This window comes from Prochlorococcus marinus XMU1405 (genome assembly GCF_017696275.1).
In the GTDB taxonomy this organism is placed as follows: domain Bacteria; phylum Cyanobacteriota; class Cyanobacteriia; order PCC-6307; family Cyanobiaceae; genus Prochlorococcus_A; species Prochlorococcus_A marinus_AB.
In genome coordinates this window covers 342,771-358,141 of record NZ_JAAORF010000001.1, presented here as the reverse complement: position 1 = coordinate 358,141, position 15,371 = coordinate 342,771, and the positions used below count along the sequence as shown (strand labels likewise).

Annotated in this window: 24 protein-coding genes and 2 tRNA genes; 9 read left to right on the top strand and 17 right to left on the bottom strand. The window is 31.7% G+C overall.

All coding sequences use genetic code 11. The features are described 5' to 3' along the window. Positions 1-27 precede the first annotated feature (27 nt). From hpf to HA148_RS02060, 4 genes are all read left to right on the top strand, one after another. Positions 28-612, top strand: a complete 585-nt coding sequence (hpf, locus tag HA148_RS02075) for a ribosome hibernation-promoting factor, HPF/YfiA family (RefSeq protein WP_209129766.1) — start codon at positions 28-30, stop codon at positions 610-612. 7 nt (positions 613-619) lie between these two features. Next, the gene (locus HA148_RS02070) at positions 620-1,279 is read left to right on the top strand and encodes a 2-deoxyribose-5-phosphate aldolase (RefSeq protein WP_209129764.1); all 660 of its coding nucleotides are present in this window, start codon (positions 620-622) and stop codon (positions 1,277-1,279) included. Next, positions 1,280-2,065 (top strand): DNA repair protein RecO, encoded by a 786-nt coding sequence (gene recO / locus HA148_RS02065; protein ID WP_209129762.1) that lies wholly within the window; start codon positions 1,280-1,282, stop codon positions 2,063-2,065. An 84-nt stretch (positions 2,066-2,149) separates the two neighbouring features. Beyond that, complete coding sequence (locus HA148_RS02060; RefSeq protein ID WP_209129760.1) at positions 2,150-3,307, top strand: glycosyltransferase family 4 protein; 1,158 nt, start codon at positions 2,150-2,152, stop codon at positions 3,305-3,307. Positions 3,308-3,312: 5 nt separating this feature from the next. Here HA148_RS02060 and proC read toward each other — a convergent pair whose 3' ends face one another. From proC to aroQ, 10 genes are all read right to left on the bottom strand, one after another. Further along, positions 3,313-4,125, bottom strand: coding sequence for a pyrroline-5-carboxylate reductase (gene proC / locus HA148_RS02055; RefSeq protein WP_209129758.1), 813 nt, complete (start codon positions 4,123-4,125; stop codon positions 3,313-3,315). A gap of 10 nt (positions 4,126-4,135) precedes the next feature. Beyond that, complete coding sequence (locus tag HA148_RS02050) at positions 4,136-4,708, bottom strand: cell division protein SepF (protein WP_209129756.1); 573 nt, start codon at positions 4,706-4,708, stop codon at positions 4,136-4,138. Between the two features lie 150 nt (positions 4,709-4,858). Beyond that, complete coding sequence (locus tag HA148_RS02045) at positions 4,859-5,494, bottom strand: YggS family pyridoxal phosphate-dependent enzyme (protein ID WP_209129754.1); 636 nt, start codon at positions 5,492-5,494, stop codon at positions 4,859-4,861. A 3-nt stretch (positions 5,495-5,497) separates the two neighbouring features. Continuing rightward, a complete protein-coding gene (locus HA148_RS02040; RefSeq protein ID WP_075439436.1) occupies positions 5,498-5,764 on the bottom strand; it encodes a PII-interacting protein PipX family protein in 267 nt (88 codons plus the stop codon). Between the two features lie 19 nt (positions 5,765-5,783). Beyond that, on the bottom strand, positions 5,784-6,698 hold the full coding sequence (locus tag HA148_RS02035) for an energy-coupling factor transporter transmembrane component T family protein (protein ID WP_209129752.1): 915 nt from the start codon (positions 6,696-6,698) through the stop codon (positions 5,784-5,786). Beyond that, on the bottom strand, positions 6,698-8,071 hold the full coding sequence (der, locus tag HA148_RS02030) for a ribosome biogenesis GTPase Der (protein WP_209129750.1): 1,374 nt from the start codon (positions 8,069-8,071) through the stop codon (positions 6,698-6,700). The genes HA148_RS02035 and der overlap by 1 nt, the downstream gene beginning before the upstream one ends. Before the next feature lie 72 nt (positions 8,072-8,143). Further along, positions 8,144-8,629, bottom strand: a complete 486-nt coding sequence (locus HA148_RS02025; RefSeq protein WP_209129748.1) for a DUF1823 family protein — start codon at positions 8,627-8,629, stop codon at positions 8,144-8,146. After that, positions 8,629-9,384, bottom strand: coding sequence for a precorrin-2 C(20)-methyltransferase (gene cobI, locus HA148_RS02020; RefSeq protein WP_209129745.1), 756 nt, complete (start codon positions 9,382-9,384; stop codon positions 8,629-8,631). The genes HA148_RS02025 and cobI overlap by 1 nt, the downstream gene beginning before the upstream one ends. A 16-nt stretch (positions 9,385-9,400) precedes the next feature. Next, the gene (locus HA148_RS02015) at positions 9,401-10,009 is read right to left on the bottom strand and encodes a tRNA-(ms[2]io[6]A)-hydroxylase (protein ID WP_209129743.1); all 609 of its coding nucleotides are present in this window, start codon (positions 10,007-10,009) and stop codon (positions 9,401-9,403) included. After that, complete coding sequence (gene aroQ / locus HA148_RS02010; RefSeq protein ID WP_209130232.1) at positions 10,010-10,450, bottom strand: type II 3-dehydroquinate dehydratase; 441 nt, start codon at positions 10,448-10,450, stop codon at positions 10,010-10,012. A 102-nt stretch (positions 10,451-10,552) separates the two neighbouring features. On the opposite strand from aroQ, the gene HA148_RS02005 reads away from it, so the two are divergent. The 5 genes from HA148_RS02005 to HA148_RS01985 all read left to right on the top strand — a co-directional run bounded on the left by HA148_RS02005 (position 10,553) and on the right by HA148_RS01985 (position 11,729). Beyond that, positions 10,553-10,634 (top strand) — tRNA-Tyr (locus tag HA148_RS02005). 10 nt (positions 10,635-10,644) lie between these two features. Then, positions 10,645-10,716: transfer RNA gene (locus tag HA148_RS02000), tRNA-Thr, on the top strand. A 246-nt stretch (positions 10,717-10,962) separates the two neighbouring features. Beyond that, entirely contained in the window at positions 10,963-11,154 is a 192-nt protein-coding gene (locus HA148_RS01995; protein ID WP_209129741.1) for a hypothetical protein, read from the top strand. Between the two features lie 225 nt (positions 11,155-11,379). After that, positions 11,380-11,517 (top strand): hypothetical protein, encoded by a 138-nt coding sequence (locus tag HA148_RS01990; RefSeq protein ID WP_209129739.1) that lies wholly within the window; start codon positions 11,380-11,382, stop codon positions 11,515-11,517. A gap of 26 nt (positions 11,518-11,543) precedes the next feature. After that, on the top strand, positions 11,544-11,729 hold the full coding sequence (locus HA148_RS01985; RefSeq protein WP_209129737.1) for a hypothetical protein: 186 nt from the start codon (positions 11,544-11,546) through the stop codon (positions 11,727-11,729). A gap of 305 nt (positions 11,730-12,034) precedes the next feature. On the opposite strand, the gene HA148_RS01980 is transcribed toward HA148_RS01985, so the two are convergent. From HA148_RS01980 to HA148_RS01950, 7 genes are all read right to left on the bottom strand, one after another. Beyond that, entirely contained in the window at positions 12,035-12,424 is a 390-nt protein-coding gene (locus HA148_RS01980; protein WP_209129735.1) for a putative quinol monooxygenase, read from the bottom strand. A gap of 366 nt (positions 12,425-12,790) precedes the next feature. Continuing rightward, complete coding sequence (locus tag HA148_RS01975; RefSeq protein ID WP_209129733.1) at positions 12,791-13,048, bottom strand: DUF1651 domain-containing protein; 258 nt, start codon at positions 13,046-13,048, stop codon at positions 12,791-12,793. Positions 13,049-13,080: 32 nt separating this feature from the next. Next, a complete protein-coding gene (locus HA148_RS01970) occupies positions 13,081-13,362 on the bottom strand; it encodes a DUF3303 domain-containing protein (protein WP_209129731.1) in 282 nt (93 codons plus the stop codon). Positions 13,363-13,401: 39 nt separating this feature from the next. Beyond that, positions 13,402-13,680 (bottom strand): DUF3764 family protein, encoded by a 279-nt coding sequence (locus HA148_RS01965; RefSeq protein ID WP_209129729.1) that lies wholly within the window; start codon positions 13,678-13,680, stop codon positions 13,402-13,404. Between the two features lie 52 nt (positions 13,681-13,732). Next, positions 13,733-14,053, bottom strand: coding sequence for a DUF3303 domain-containing protein (locus HA148_RS01960; RefSeq protein ID WP_209127624.1), 321 nt, complete (start codon positions 14,051-14,053; stop codon positions 13,733-13,735). Positions 14,054-14,442: 389 nt separating this feature from the next. Continuing rightward, entirely contained in the window at positions 14,443-14,820 is a 378-nt protein-coding gene (locus HA148_RS01955; RefSeq protein ID WP_209129727.1) for a phosphoenolpyruvate carboxykinase, read from the bottom strand. 67 nt (positions 14,821-14,887) lie between these two features. Then, the gene (locus HA148_RS01950) at positions 14,888-15,355 is read right to left on the bottom strand and encodes a cupin domain-containing protein (RefSeq protein ID WP_209129725.1); all 468 of its coding nucleotides are present in this window, start codon (positions 15,353-15,355) and stop codon (positions 14,888-14,890) included. Positions 15,356-15,371 lie beyond the last annotated feature (16 nt).

Sequence of the window (15,371 nt, the reverse complement as noted above, 5' to 3'; positions counted from 1 at the left end):
AAGTAAGTAAATATTTTTAGATTTGTTATGAAAATTTTAATCCATGGGAAAAATCTTGAGCTCACTGGAGCATTAAAAGAATATACTGAAGCAAAGATAGAAAAAGCAACACATCATTATAAGGATATCGTTAAAGAAGCAGACATACACCTTTCAATAGAAAAAAATCCAAGAGTCTCCTTCCAGACTGCAGAAGTTACTATTTTTGCAAATGGTACTGTAATTAGAGCCGAAGAGAAAACTGAAAATCTATACTCAAGCATTGATTTAGTTTCAAATAAACTTTGTAGAAAATTACGTAAGTACAAAGAAAGAAACAATAAAACGATCCATAATAATCAATTTAAAAATAAAGAGTCTTTCCCAATTGAAAATACAGAATCAAGATTTTTAGATGAAGCTTTACTTAAAGAAGGAATAGAAGCAAGTCTTCCTGAGCCATCTATAAAAAATAAATACTTTGAAATGAATCCAATTTCATCAGAAGAAGCAAGAAAACAATTAGATCTAATTGATCATGATTTTTATGTTTTTCGAAATAAAAAAAATAATGAACTTCAAGTTATTTATAAGAGGAATCATGGAGGTTATGGACTGATTCAATCCAAATAACTTTTAAATGCCTAATATTAAATATGAATTAAACGAAAAAATTCATGCAATTATTATTAACCCGTATTTAACTTGGGAAGATTTTTGCGCGAATTGCGATTTAATAAAAAAATATAATATTAAGAATATTTCAACTTCACTAAATTATTTAACTGATCTTAAAAACTGTTTGGGTAATTACAGTGCGAACATAAACGCACTCATTTCTTACCCTTTAGCAGATTTACCAGTTTCATTTATTGAAGAATTAGTTAATTTTGCAAAAGATAAAGGTGCAAACGGAATTGAATATGTCCCAAACTTTATCAATTTATCCAAAAGAAACTTAGAAACTTTCGCTGCTGAAATTGAGCAATTGAAGTTATCTGGATTACCAATTTCAATAATCATAAATAAATCAAAACTACAAAAAGAAGTTTTGTACAATGCGATAGAAATATCTTTAGAGTTAGGAATAAAAAATTTTCAATTCGGGGACGGGTTTGGGGGGCCTATTACATTAAATGATGTAGCGGAAATATTAAAAATAACGGGCTCTCAAAATCACATCAAAGTTGTAGGTGGTATAGAAAAACTGACGCAAGTTATTGATTTGCTTGATAATGGAATAAGTTGCGTAGGAACTTCAAATTTTTGTGAGATTTTTCAAGAATTAAAGGTTATATAAATGTCTGGTTCTGGTGAGTGCAGACTAGAAGGTCTCTGCATTAAAGCTTCTCCATTAGGCGAGAATGATAGATTAATAACTATTCTTACTGATGAGCAAGGGATTGTTCGATTAGCGGTACCTGGTGCTAGACGTCCTAAAAGTAGTCTTGCCGCAGCTACTCCATTAACATATTTAAGTCTGCAGATTTTTGGGAAAAGAAATCTTAAATCTGTACGTCAAATTAAAATATTAAAAAGCTATTCTGGTCTAGGGAAAAATATTGAATGTCTTGCAGCCGCGCAAGCAATAACTGAATTAACTTTTTTATTAGTAGGTAATAATGACAAGCAACAAAACTATTTATCTTGTGTTCTTGCACATTTAGATAGGATTTATTTGTATGAAGAATCCAAAGAGGAGGATATTAAAATGCTCTCAATGAGTATTCAATCTTTAATCCATCTATTAGCAATTGGAGGTATAAATTTACCTATTCATCATTGCTGTAAAACTGGAGAACCTATTATTCCACCTTTAGGAAATTGGGAATGGAGTTGTTATTATTTGCCAAGTGAAGGGTTTTCGTCCATGGAAGATCCTCAAAGTAATCTAAAAATAAATGCATCTGAAGTCGCTCTATTGCAGAGACTTCTTTTCCCTGAATTACCAATAAAATCTAATGGAGAGTTATTGGGACCTAAAAAAGTCTGGCTTAAAATATTATTAATTATTGAAACTTGGATCTCTACTCAACTAGAGAAAGATCTATCTTCACTAAAAATGTTGAGAGAAATATATAGTTAACATTTTATAGACTATGAATAAAATTTAAAATTATGATCTTGGGTGCTCTGACTGTTAATTTAATAAATAGTTAATTCAATTAATGTGGTTCACGTTGCCTGGTTGGGAAAGAAATCTCCTTTTTGTGGAAATGTAACTTATGGCAATTCAACTAATGAGAAATTAAGAGCCAGAGGTCATAAAGTTAGTTTCATTCATTTCGATAATCCTTCTAGTTCAAATTCATCAAAACCATTATTTCTGGCAAATGATCCTGATGTAAGTCTTCCATATTTAATTAAGTCCCAAGTTTACACAATACCCTCACCAAGAGCAGAAAAAGAGCTAAGGCTATCCTTGGAAAGATTAAAGCCTGATTTAGTACATGCAAGCTTAACTTTATCTCCTTTAGACTTTAGACTTCCAGAGATTTGTGCTGAAATTAATCTTCCACTCATAGGAACATTTCACCCACCATTTGATGCAAAAAATAGAAATTTAACTGCAAGCACTCAACAGTTAACATATCAACTTTATGCTCCCTCTTTATCAAAGTTCGATAAAATAATTATTTTTTCCGAACTTCAAAAAAATGTTCTTTATAAATTAGGAGTACCTAAAGAAAAACAAATAATTATTCCAAACGGTGTTGATGAGAATATTTGGAAACCTTTTTGCGAAAAAGATAAAAAATTTGATCAGGTAAAAAACAAACTTGGAAATGAAAGAATCTTTTTATATATGGGTAGGATTGCCAATGAGAAAAATATCGAAGCACTTTTACGTTCTTGGCGCCAAACAAAAACTCACAATTGCAAATTAGTTATTGTTGGAGATGGACCAATGAAGCCAACATTGGAAAATAGTTTTTCTAACCTTGGTAATGAGAAATTAATTTGGTGGGGTGCCGAATTAGATTTAGAAACAAGGGTAGCAATAATGCAAATAGCAGAAGTATTTTTCTTACCAAGCTTAGTAGAAGGTTTATCATTATCACTTTTAGAGGCAATGTCTTCTGGTACTGCTTGTGTAGCTACAGATGCCGGAGCTGATGGTGAAGTTTTAGATAACGGAGCAGGAATAGTAATTTCAACTGATAATGTGGCTGCACAATTAAAAACTATAATCCCAATTCTTGTAGAGCACCCTTCATTTACAAAAGATCTTGGAGAAAAAGCTAGAGAACGTATACTTGAGAGATACACAATTGCTAAAAATATAAATTTACTTGAAAAAGTTTATATGAATTTAAAAGATAATTGAAAAACCTAACGAAACTCTTTACTTCGATTACTAGCTGAAACTATTGATTCCATTAATGCTGACCTTACACTCTTTTTTTCTAAAACCCTTAAAGCAGAAATAGTTGTTCCACCTGGAGAGGTTACTAAATTTTTAAGCTCAGAAGTAGTAAGTTTATTTTCCTTTATTAGACAAATAGTCCCCAGTATCATTTCCATAACAAGTTCCTCTGAAATTATTTTTGGTAATCCCCCGCTTAATCCTCCATCACTTAATGCTTCTATAATTAAAGCAATAATTGCAGGACCTGATGAAGTTAAAGCTAAAAATATATCAAGGTAATCTTCATTAAATTCATAAACTTTACTTGTATTTTCAAATAATTTTTTTGTAAATTGTTTCTGATCTTCTGTAATTTCTTCTCCCCAAGAAATCCCCGTTAAACCTTTTCCAATAGTTATTGGGATATTTGTAACCACCCTCACACATTTATGATTAGGAAACTTTTGAGTAAGTCTGTTTATTGAAACCCCGGCAAGAATTGAAACTATTAAATTGTCCTTATTTTTTATATGATGGGTCTCACTTATATCATTTAATTGTTGGGGTTTTATCGAAAGAAGTTTATATTGACAATCCCAAATTATTTTTGACTCTTTAGTACCTGATTTATAAACGTTTATATTATGTTTATAATTTTTTTTTATGTTTTCTAAACTTTTTTCTGTATTTACAACACAAAAAATATTCTCTGGATGAATTAATTTGTTATCTAATAGAGGAGTAACTATAGCACTTGCAATATTTCCAAAACCAATAATCGCAATTTTATCTGTCACAGATTAATCATTAATAAGCACTTAATTTAGAATTACCCCATGCTGGTTCAGGAGTAGTATTTTTACCCAAGCTATATTGTGGTGTGTTTTCTGTAGACACAGAAGAAGGAGAAGCTTCTTCTGGAGAAGAACTAGTTACATTTACACAACTTGGAGCGAAAAGAAAAATACTTTCACCGACTCTCTCTTGATGTCCATCAATTGCATATGTGCCCCCAGCAATAAAATCAACCGCTCTTTGAGCTTGATCAGGATCCATCATAGTTAAATTGAGAATTACAGTTTTTCTCTCTCTTAATGCTTGTATAGCTTGAGGCATCTCATCAAAACTTCTTGGTTCCATTAAGCTTACTTCTGAGGATGAATTTGAGATTCCAGGCATACCAACTACTTTTGATGATCTGTTGTTATTCATAAAATCAAACGGATTTGAATTTGCAAGGGCATTTGCATTCTTTGGATTTTGTTTGAAATTATTAATATCATTTAATTCATCCTCTGAAGCATAATCCAACTCATCAAAATCATCATCGAGATACTCATCCCCTGCAACTACTGCCTTTAATCTAGAAATAAGTGACACCTTTTAAATCCTCTTGAAATTGATTACTAAGGTTTAAGAACCTTGAGTAATAGATTCATTTTTTAAATGAATAAACTACCTATACTTAAATAACGTTAGTTGAACTTTACTGCAAGTTTATAAATAAGATTTTTATAAAAAAATAACTAATTAGGTTCTGCCTCCAAAAATCAATGATCCTAATCTTAACCAAGTTGATCCAGCGTCAATAGCTTCCTCCCAATCACCAGACATCCCCATGGAACAATCTGGTAGTTGTAGAGAATCAGCAAGAGCACGACATTTTTTAAACAACCCTGAATTTTCTTTAGAGCTAAGTCCTTTAGGATTGATAGTCATCAAGCCGGTTAATGAAATATTTTTCAACTCTTGAATTTCTCTCCATTTCAATATTAAAAATTCAGGATTAAAGCCCCCTTTAGTAGGGTCATCACTCAACTTAACCTGCAACATTATTAATGGATTTTTCTTCTCTTCAAAAGAAATATTAGAAATCTTTTCCAACTTTTCAAATGAATCTACTGAATGAATATATTTAAAATTTTGTACTATTTTTCTTATTTTATTACTTTGTATTCTTCCAATAAAATGCCAATTTATTTGTTTAAGGTCTTTTAAGATAAATTGTTTTTCAAACGCCTCTTGAAACTTACTCTCACCAAAATCATTCTGACCCATTTTTTGAATAGTTTTGATTTCTTGACTTTTAAATCCTTTACTTACCGCAAGAATATTTACATTTGATGGTATTTTATTTTTTATTTTTAAATAATTTGCAGAGTTCACCTTTTATAAGAAAGTTTGCGTGAATAAATTGTCCCATTTAGATAGCTCTTCAGAACCTTTTCTTCTAGCTTTTTGAAGGTTTAATTCAGCTTGATTACGGGCATCTAAATAAGGTATAACTTCAAAAAAAACTTCTCTCTGTCGAACTTCTACCAAAAAAAACATTTTTTGAGCGTATAAAGTCGCATAAATATCTCTCCCATCATTTCCAGGAGAAACTTGGTATAACATGCCAAATGTTGGATGGTTTAAATAACGCTCAGAACTCAAACCTAAAATATTGTGTTATTTATAATGCACCATACAGTTTTCTAAGAAAAATTGCTATGCAAATAAAACAAATCGATAATGTATTAACAATTACATTGAGAGATTTTGAAGGATAAAGAGTTCTAAATCTGTTGGTTTTTATAATAATTTTTTTCTTTGAGAGTAATGACTCTGCTCCATGATCAATTCTCAGAAATATATTTTGAAATAACCTTTCCACTAAGATTAATAAAACATTAAAAGATTTCTTTAATCCTAAATTTCGAAAATTTATTGATCTAACTGACACTGCTTTAATAATATTTTGAAGTTCTTCCTGCACTAGAGGAATAAAACGTAATGCAATTAACAACTGAAAAAGCCACTTACTAGTTGGCAATCCAATCTTTCTTAATGGATACATAAACCAACTTAATCCCCATACAATGTCTTCCTGCAATGTGGTTAAAAGCATCAAATTTACACTATGAATAACGGTAAATATCAAAGTGGAGGTTTTTATTCCTAGTTCAAAGGCTTTTCTTGATAAGTTGTAGGGGCCAAAATTAATAAACCATATCTTCTGCGAAGGAATTTGCAAAATATTCCATTCTTTTTGGCTTTCCAGTACTACTTGCAGTTCATTGGGATTTCTTAAGTAGCTATCAAGAGATTGAATATCAGACGAGGCAAGTATTGATATACATCCAATTAATAGTGACAAACATGAGAGAAAAAATAATGATCGCCACCATACTCTAGATGGCAATAAACTTAAAAAAGTAATTAATAGTAAAAAACCAACTAAACTCAATCTCCATATTGGACCTGCCCAAATTGGAGTGATTAAAAATATCATTACCATAATTATTTTTAATCTACTATCTATAATTCTTAGCCAACTTCTATTACCATAAACGTATTGACCAACAGAAAATTTGGTTAGCAAATTCATTAATCTTTTTGAATTAACTCAATATTTTCTCTTTCGACTTCTTTATTTAAAGCTCTTTGCTGTTTTCCTCTCCAAAGTAAAATGAGGGGTGTTCCTTCGAAGCCTAAATTTACTCTAATTTGTTTTTCAATATATCTTCTATAAGTTATTCCGAATAATTTAGGGTCATTTACAAAAAGAGTAAAAGTGGGAGGTTTGTTCTTTACTTGAGTACCGTAATAAAGCCTTCCTTGCTTGCCGCTTCTCTTCGTTGGAGGACTTTTCCAACTGATTGATTCTTTAAGTACTTCATTAACTACTGATGTTGTAACTCTTCTTCTATGTTGATTTACAGCATTAAGAGCATGCTCAAAAATATTATCAACTCTTTGACCAGTTAGGGCAGATATAAAAATCATTTTTGACCAGTGTAAAAAATAAAGTTTAGATCTAAGTTCTTTTTCTACTTGATAAATGGTTGAACTATTTTTTTCTACAAGATCCCATTTATTAACAACAATTATGCAAGCTCTGCCTTGTTCTTCTATGCGCCCAGCCAGCTTCTGGTCTTGATCAGTTACTCCGTCAACGGCATCTATAACTAACACACAAACATCACTTCTATCTATAGATTTAAAAGCCCTATTAATACCAAAGAATTCAGTACCATATTTAACATTCTTCTTTCTTCTAATCCCTGCAGTATCAATAATTTTCCAATGATTATCACCTTTTTTAATAAGCGTATCTATTGAATCAGTTGTTGTACCACTAATATCACTAACTATTGCTCTTTTTTCTCCACAGATTGAATTTAACAAACTAGATTTACCAACATTAGGCCTACCAATAATTGACATCATTATCTTTTCTTCATCATCCTGAACATTATTTTCAGGAAGTTCGCCAATAACGAGATCTAAAAGATCTCCAGTACCTGAACCATGAATGGCTGAAACAGGGTTGGGTTCGCCCAATCCTAATTTCCAGAACTCTGAAGCTAAGGATATTCCTAAAGTAGTCGATTCGCATTTATTAACAGCAACAATTGTTTTGCAGCTTGAGTTTCTTAACCATTTTGCTATTGATAAATCACCATCAGTGACGCCTTGATTTCCATCTACCACCAGTAACGCAAGTGAAGCCTCTTCTAGAGCCAAGAAGACTTGTGTCCTTATCTCTGGGAGAAATTCACTATCGTCATCAAAAACTAAACCTCCAGTATCAACTATTTGAAATTCCTTACCTCCCCATGAAGCATTTTGATAAGTTCTATCTCTTGTAACACCAGGCTTATCAAATACTATTGCATCATTACTTTGGCAAAGACGATTAACTAAGGTAGATTTCCCAACGTTCGGTCTTCCGATAATTGCTATTGTAGGAAGAATCAATACTTCTCTCCAAAGAAAATAGTATCCATTACAACTATACCTTTAATAGAATCATTTACCTTATTAAAAAACTTATTTAATTTCTGGATCGCCAAAATGTCCTTTAACTGGATTAGCCGGAGGTGAACTAGGACTTGGCATTAATCCATTATCTTCTGAAAAACAATCATTTTCAATCGCCCAATAAATTAACCAATTTACTGCCGTCGCTCTTCTAGTTCTTCTTGGATAAAGTTCATTAATCCTATAACCTTTAAAATTAAGAAATTTTTTCAACCCCTGTTTATAGTCTTTTGGAATTGATCGAGTCAAATGTACTGAGGCTGGTCGCTCTGAAATTATTTGAGGAGCTTTTTCAAATTTTTTTGACCAATAAGAAGGAGTTAATGCGCTAAAGGCCCAATCATTTAAAGATAGTTCTTTAGTATAAAAAAGTCTTTCCCAAACTAATTCACAAACAAATACATCACTAAGCTTATCTTCAAGAATAAGAAATAATAGTTTTTTACATATTGGCCATGTAAATTGATTTTCAACTAATTTTTCTTTTTTATACATTAATCGAACCTTATCAAAATTAAAGAAAAATAAGGCATAAATTCCTTTTTATATTGTGATGCATATTGAATAATTTGATCAGGCATCCCAACACTTAAAGCTATTAATGTTGTATTCATGATATCCTCTTTTTTCAAAATTTCCTTGACTAAATTCCATCTTTTGCCAACTTTCATAATGGCCAATACCGTTTTATTGGCCTTACTTCCCCTAAGTAGGGTTGTTAATTCAGATTCTGAAGAAGGGCATTCTTTGATGATCAATGTCTCGCCTTTTTTTACCAAATCAAAATCATTCAAAGCTGCTGCTGCTGAAATAGAGGAAATACCAGGTATGGTTTTGGTAATTATTTCAGCATGATTATTTTTTACTAACCTCAAAATATTAGAAGAACTTGCAAATAGTGAAGTATCTCCAAGACAAAGTAAAACAACTGATTCACCATTTTGTATAAATTTCACAATTTTTTCTACAGCATTAGACCATATTTCATCTGGATCAAAATCCTTCCTAGCCATTGGAAAAATGATAGGGATATTTTTTTTAAATTTGGTGTATTTCTTGACTATTTCCGCAGCGAAACTCTTTTTATTATCATCTGATATTGGGAAAACTATAACTTTCGCTTTTTTTATTGCTTCTACAGCAGCAATTGTTAAAAGCGATGGATCTCCAGGCCCTACACCAACGATGGTGAATGTTGGTAAATCAGTTTTATATGGATTAAGAAAACTTAAGAACTTTTTTATTATCATTTTTATTTTATTAACTTTAGCTATGTACTCTTGGCAATATAAAAGTTTCAGCCAGTATTGCTGACTCAATTTCAGACAATTCCTCTAACCTTTTGAAAGTTTGATTTTTAGAGAATTTAGTTTGCGCTAGTTTCCAGTAAACTCCAAAATGTCTTGCCTCACTCTCTAGCAGAGACTCATAAAGGGATTTAAACGATTTATCTTCAGAATTCAGCGCAAGCAAGCTTAATCTTTCATGACTTCTTGCTTCAATAAGTCCTGCTATTAAGAAACTATCAAGCATTCTATTGGGCTCTTCCTTTCTTATATTCTTGGACAATTCAGCTCCATATGGAGGCGGTTTTAAGGCCTCAAGAGAATGTCCAAGATCCTTTAAAAAATAAAGTATTTTTTCAAAATGCTCTAATTCCTCTCTCGCTATTGGACTTAAAACTTCTGCCAGATTTGGTTCTGATGGATATCTAAACATCAATTGAATAGCTACTCCTGCTGCTTTTCTTTCACAATGAGCATGGTCAATAAGAATATCAATTGGATTAGATAATGCGAGTTTGATCCACTCATCTGAGGTTAATGACGATAAATATTTAATATAAGAGGTGGGTCTTTTAAAATCGACTAGCATTTAATCCTTACTAATTAAATATCCAATGATTCCTTCAAGAGCTAAGGAATAACTTGATATGCCAAATCCACTAATAATTCCAATAGCTTTATCTGTAAGAAAAGATTCTTTACGAAAATCCTCTCTACTAAAAATATTTGAAATATGTAATTCTACAAATGGAATTTTTGATCCTATTAAAGCATCGCGAATAGAAATAGATGTATGAGTAAAAGCACCAGCATTTATAAGAATGCCCTGAATACTTTTTACAGAATCCTGAATCTTATCTACTATTTCTCCTTCATGATTACTTTGAAAACATTCAAGATTAATACTTTTTTCTTTAGCAACTTTTGTTAAATCTTTTTCTATCTCACTCAATGTTTTATTACCGTATATTTCAGGTTCTCTAGTGCCCAAGAGATTTAGATTTGGTCCATTTATCAATAAGATATTCATCATCAATAAAGTCTTTTCTTTACAAATGCTATCTAGAAAGAAACAAAAAATCCAAAACAATTTCACACAAAGTGTCCATTAACTGATAAGTTCAAATAGTGGGGGTCGGTGCCCGAGTGGTTAAAGGGGGCGGACTGTAAATCCGCTGGCTCTGCCTACGTTGGTTCAAATCCAACCCGGCCCACTTTAAAATTGCCCTTGTAGCTCAGCGGTAGAGCACTCCCTTGGTAAGGGAGAGGTCTCGGGTTCAAGTCCCGACGAGGGCATGAACAAGAAGTATCTCCATAACTGAGTTTATAAGTATTTGAAAAAATAAAATAATTTTAAGAGTACTAAACATAAACCAATTAGAGTAGAAATTAGAGCATAATTATTCCTTATTAAAATAATTTACTTCGCTTGGTAAGGGAGAGGTCCTGAGTTCTGGTCTCGGCGAGGGTATAGCCCAATAAAACTAGTTAGTCTTAAAAAACTTTTATATATTTTAGAATTTAAAAATATTGTTATAAGAAATGCCATTATCGTCATACAGGATGCATAGAATATATCTTGCGGCAACCATGAATTATGGTCTTGGCTCTGATGATTCAGAAGAGTTGGCATACTACAATAAAATCAGAAAAGAGATGAATGATATGAAAAAAGACCCAATTAAAAAAGGGATAACTTTTAATTGGAATATCCTCGAAGAAATAGAAAAATGAATCTAAATACTTTTTTATTAATCGATGGGGCTCTAATGCTTATTTGCCTGCCAATGCTGATGATTCTTAAAGGGAAAAAGTGATCCAAATTCTTAACATCTTAACCATATTCAAATTCAATTGTTGATCCTTTATCCGTATATGGGAGTACCTCAAACCGTACATATTTATAAGTCGTATGGCCTGTCTGACTAGTTAGAACATAGTTGTAGTCGTCATGAGCAAATGTCTACCAAATCCAAACTAAAAGAAAATTATAAATCTGAGCTTGAAGAAAGATCAGAGGAAGAACTTCTTGAGGAAGAAATCAGAAATCAACAAACATTGGATAGCTTTGTTGAGTCTGACAAAAACTGGAGCTAATCAAAACTTATTTTTAGGAGATTTTTATGAACTTAAAAAGATCACCATTTTCAATACTAAATAAAGAAAGAAGAGAAATTGACTATATCAAGGGAGTTTATAAGAGAAAAATTCAAGCTGAAATTGAATCTTATAAAGATCCCCAAGATGAAGATAAGAGAGATACAATTCAAGCTCAAGATGTATTGATGCTTGATAAAATCTCAATTTAATTTTCATTTACTGATCTGTAGATCAATAATCTTGCTATTAATTAGGTAGAGACTTTTTTATTTAATGCCATTAGACGTATTTCTAATGAATATGTGTGTTGTAGTTATAGCTCTGCTTATCAGAAGAGAAATCAAACTTAAGAAAGCAAGATAAATTATGAAGACGCAAATTTTTAAAGAGCAATACATCCCAAATGTTCATGCTATTACTCTTTTACTAATGCTTCTTCTATGTTTGTGGTTACCTCTTGCACTCAGATTCTTATTAATAATTTAGTCGAACTAATTAGCTAATACTCTCATCTTTAAAATCTGCTATAACCTAATTTTGTTTTAAAGATCTTATATGGAACTCCTGTTCCGTTCATTGCTTCAATAACTTTATCTCCAACAGTTCCATAGAATTCAACAGAAAGATCAGTTCCTAGTGCAGCATGAGCCTCAAGATAAACACCTAAAGCTGGATTAGCTAAATGAGCTAGTAAAGCATCATCATTTTTATAAACTTCTGACCACACGAAACGAAGAGGCTCATCAGGATCTTGATCAAAAGTATGATGGAGCATTCCTGGTTCGTCAGCTTCAACAGCTTTATCTGTCCTATCCGCAATTTCTAAGTATTCTGCAACCTTATCTTCCTTTACTTTAATTTTTGCAAGAAGCATAAATGGAGTATCTGTTCCAAAAATAGACATAAAAAAAAGACTCTTGCGAGCCTGGATGATGGGGATCTCCATCATGACAAATTAACTAGAAACAAACAACTCCATCAATAGTTAATTTTTATTACTTACAAACACCATATATAGTGCTAGTATTTTTATAAAGGGCCGGGTGATGGGGATCATCCCTTCTTTTTGACTGGGGCGACGCTAACGCCCTTTTTTTATGATCATAACTTTTTAATGGCTTCTTGTTGTTTTTTTTTATTTCTTCAGCATCATAAACAGGACAAGTATTCTGATGAAGTGATGAGAAAAAAGCATTTTTTTATAACGTTTGAATATGAGAGTCAATAGTAAACTTTTCATTTTTATATTTGTTAAGTTGCCCAAAAATACTTATCTCCCTTTTTTATTCCAAACTTCCTCAGTTTTACTCCATCCATGAGCGATTAACCTTTCATAAATTTCTCTAGCTAAATCTATATCTACAGAAATTGTTGTTGTCATTACAGGTGGTTCTTTTCCAAACACACCAACTATTTTTCCAGTATCTACAAACATATACTCAAAAACACCATCTACACTCTTATCGTTTTTGATAAATCTTTTTACTTCTGTTCTTTTTGAGTTAATCAACCAATAAGATTTATTCATTAATTAAAAAGGTATCAGTAATAAGCCTTTCATTAACAATATAGAGCTACTGTTTGATCTAAATCTGCACAAGGTTCAATAGTAAATTCCAATAATTCTCTCCAAGGACTCCACTGTTTCCAAATAGTTTCTAAAGAATCAGCATCTACAACAGAGTAACCATTGCCATGTTGAGGTAAGAAAATCCAAGATTTAACGTCATAACCCTCCGGTCTATTTTGTGGCCCTCCTTTGTAGTACCATTCTTTTAACATTTTTGATCCCTTGTCTTGGGCATTTGCATCATTAAATTTATAAGAAATTAAAAAAAGCATAGATAAATAGTTTTCTAAAGTAATTTTTTGAGTCTAAATTTAAAAATAACTTGATATGACAGTCGAATCATAAATATGACCTGCACTCTCAATTAATGGTTTCACTGCTGGATCTTGAAACATAGCTATTGATTTACCTTCTTCACCCTGTTCAATAAGAATTACACTGGTTGGATCATCTTTCTTTACACCTTTATATAAGCAAACAATTCCCCGTTCTTTATTCATTTGTATATTTTCTTGGCTGTCATAAACTCCAGCCCATTCCTCAAAAGGGACGCTTATTTTGAATGTAAAAACAGTAGTTTCAAGAGTCATTAAAAAAGGAGCTAGTTGCTCCTTATTCTAGATCGACTGTCAATCAATCTAATTATCCCATTGCAGCAACAGCATCGGCAACTTGTTTGTTTCTTTGAATAACCTCATCATCATTTAAAACAGCGGTAATATTCCAATCAAGTCCAAATTTCGCTCTCCACACTCCAAAATGTTGAGATATTGCTAAGTGATTATCAGCCTTGAAAGTCACAAAAACCTCGCCTGTTTCAGGCGCATGGAATCTACTTACCAATTCAAATCCATCAAAATTATCCATAGGTGCACCGGAAGCAATATACTGCTCAAACATCTTGTAACCTTCGGACTGAGAAATTCCGTCTGGAATAAGTCCATGAACGTGATAGTAAGCCATAAATAAAAATCATGAATGTAATTTCAATTTAAAAACCATATTTTAAAAAGCATTTAAATTATCTTTAAATTTAGATTTATAAGACTTTTTCAATACAAATTCTCAAAAAAATATCTTTGTTTGGTATCGCTTGTACCGTTTATAAATTTTTTGTTGGCTATTAATTGGATATGAGTTATTTTGCAGAACCTAACCATATTGAATATGATGCATGGTTCGATGAAAACATCGACCCAGTGGATCTTGTGAATTACTCAGATGAAAAGGAGTTCAGTGATTCGGTACACTTTAAGTTCCATAAGATGTCCACAAGAAATTTAACGATTGGATCTTCTGATAATTTTCACTGGTAATTAAAGGATTTTTCACTCCATAAATATTTATGAATCTTACGCAGAATATGTTCCATCACTTTCTCTTCTTGCCTTAGCTAATACAATTTCATCTACAACTTTTTCAATCATGTAAGCACTTTTTTTACCAAAGCATTTTTCTTTTTTAATACTCTCAAAATCATTTGGGATTAAATTATTACGTTCACAACAATCGCATTTAATATCAATTTTCATACCTCTATAAACCTCTAAGGCCCTAGAAAAAATCCATTGCTGAACTGAAATACTTTCCCAACTATCAAAATTAGACCATTTATCAAAATCCCTATTAAGGATATTTTTTAATCCATCAACCTGATTTACATATACTAAGTGTGAATCTTGTCTTGATTCATCATTAATACCAATTGTTTTGACAGAATTTTGATTCATTAAATATAGATTGATTGAGCTCTATAAATCTAAAGGATAATTTCAAAAATATAAACGAAAAAATATCTCAAATAAGATCATTTATTGCTTTATCTAATCTAGAAGTATGATTTGTATCCCTGAGTAATTCAAAATCCTTAAAATCAAAGCCGGGGCCAACACAACAACTCACTAAAGTAAATTCACCTGTACTTTTTGCAGCTTGCCAATATCCAGATGGGATCATTTCTACTGGATTATTGGAATCTAAAATTAAATTTCTTATTAACTTATTATCATTATCTAGGCACCATAAATTCAGAGGGTCGCCTCTTAGATAAATCCAAATTTCATCAGCATTTTTTACTCTGTGCCAAGCACTTTTAGCATCTCTTTCCAAAAGATAATAAATTCCCGTAATAAAGTTTCTACTTTGGCCATCTTCCCTAACTAGAGAATTCTTACTCCTTACGATCTCCTTAAACCATCCACCTTCAGGATGAGGCGATAAATTAAATTGTTTTATTATTTCAATATTTTTCTGATTAGGATTCACTTTACAAAAATATAAT